Annotated in this window: 1 protein-coding gene; it reads right to left on the bottom strand. The window is 38.5% G+C overall.

The window, feature by feature from the left end:
* The coding region (locus E1176_RS20305) for a PKD-like domain-containing protein (protein ID WP_185152528.1) at positions 1–1,575 on the bottom strand (1,575 nt) is incomplete at its 3' end.
* Between the last annotated feature and the right edge of the window lie 26 nt (positions 1,576–1,601).

Genomic DNA, 1,601 nt, shown 5'->3' on the forward strand with positions numbered 1-1,601 from the left:
CTGATCACTACATTCTGCTGCTACCGTAATGTCGGAACCAAATGGTTGAGACTGTACAGTTAATTGTACCATCATTGAATTACCAGTACAACTTTCGGCCGTATTACCCACAGGTACAACCTCGTACTCAACTGTTCTCAAACCACCTGTTGTATTCTCGAATAATTCATTAGACAAAATATTATTCGCTTGGTTATTAAGAGGTATGGTTCCAGGTGTCACAAGATTGCCTGCTCCCGGTGTTATGTCAGCAGGTATAGTTATACCTATAATATTATAACCTGATGCAATTGAGCTACCTGTTTCTACCGCCAATGTTATTGCTGCTACTTCATTGCTACATACGATATTATTTAGATTGTTATCTAATATAGGTTCAGGATCAACAGTAAGATTAATGACCTCAGAATTACCTGGACAATTATCACCACTTATAGGTATAACAGTGTAGCGGACAGTTAAAGGACCCCCGGTTGTATTTTCAAACACATCATTGAAAATATCTCCAGCTGGTACCGTCCTTGGTGTTGTCGAATTAAATACTATTGCCGATAAACCAGGACTAACTTGAATGTTTTCTATTCGATAGGAGTTAGCTGAAACAGGACTAGTTCCGTCAACAGCGAAATTTATCTGTGCATTTTCATTGCTACAGACTGTATTATCTAGATTTGGATCTAAAACTGGCCTACCATTTACACTTACTAATTTAGAAACTGGGGCACCTGAACATCCCGTTGCACTAGTCGCTGTAACGGAAACTGTACCAGGCTGATCACCAAAATTTACAGTAATTGAATTTAAATTTGGATTATTAGTAATTGCGGCACCACTTGGAAGTGTCCAATTATATACTGTTGAAGCAAAGTTATTTACTTCAAAAACTACTCCCGTTTGAAACTCGCAAACTTCATCAGGGCTTTTTCCTCCAGAAGTCACAAAGGTCAGTGCAGGTGGAGAATCGGAAATAGTAACTGTTTTTGAATTTGTAGGGCCTAAACAACCGTCTTGAGAAGTTTCCTGTACCACAATATTTGCAGAACCTACATTTGGAAATGATAGATTAACGAAACGATCGGTTGGATCACCTCCACCTTCTAAAACATAATCTCCGGTAATTTGCCAATCATAAGTTGAATTAGGGTTTAGACCATCATTTACCTGGTAAACTACAATGGTACCAGCATCTGCACACACATCATCTGGTCCGCTTATTGGATTTGCATCAGGTAAAGGGTATACAGTTATTTCTACTTGTGCTATATTTAAACAACCTGTAGTAAGATCTTCGATTAAAGCGTAAAATAAATCACCATCATCAACTCCATCAGCATCTGTTGCTCCACCAGGTGTTACTTCAGGCACAGGGTTAATCAAATCTGAAGGGTCGTTAACCGGAACTAATGGATCTTCCCACCACGTGATAGCTCTATCAGCTAAATTTGCAGCACCAATTATATTATCGTCAAATATTCTAAGATCAATATTATCGATGTTTCCTGTTCCATCATCACAGAACTCGCTTTCTGAATTAATAGAGCTGTTTTGATCAATAGCCTCTGGCAAGGTATTCACAGTGACCGTCAATTGACCATTATTTT

This window comes from Fulvivirga aurantia (assembly GCF_009711475.1).
In the GTDB taxonomy this organism is placed as follows: Bacteria; Bacteroidota; Bacteroidia; order Cytophagales; family Cyclobacteriaceae; genus Fulvivirga; species Fulvivirga aurantia.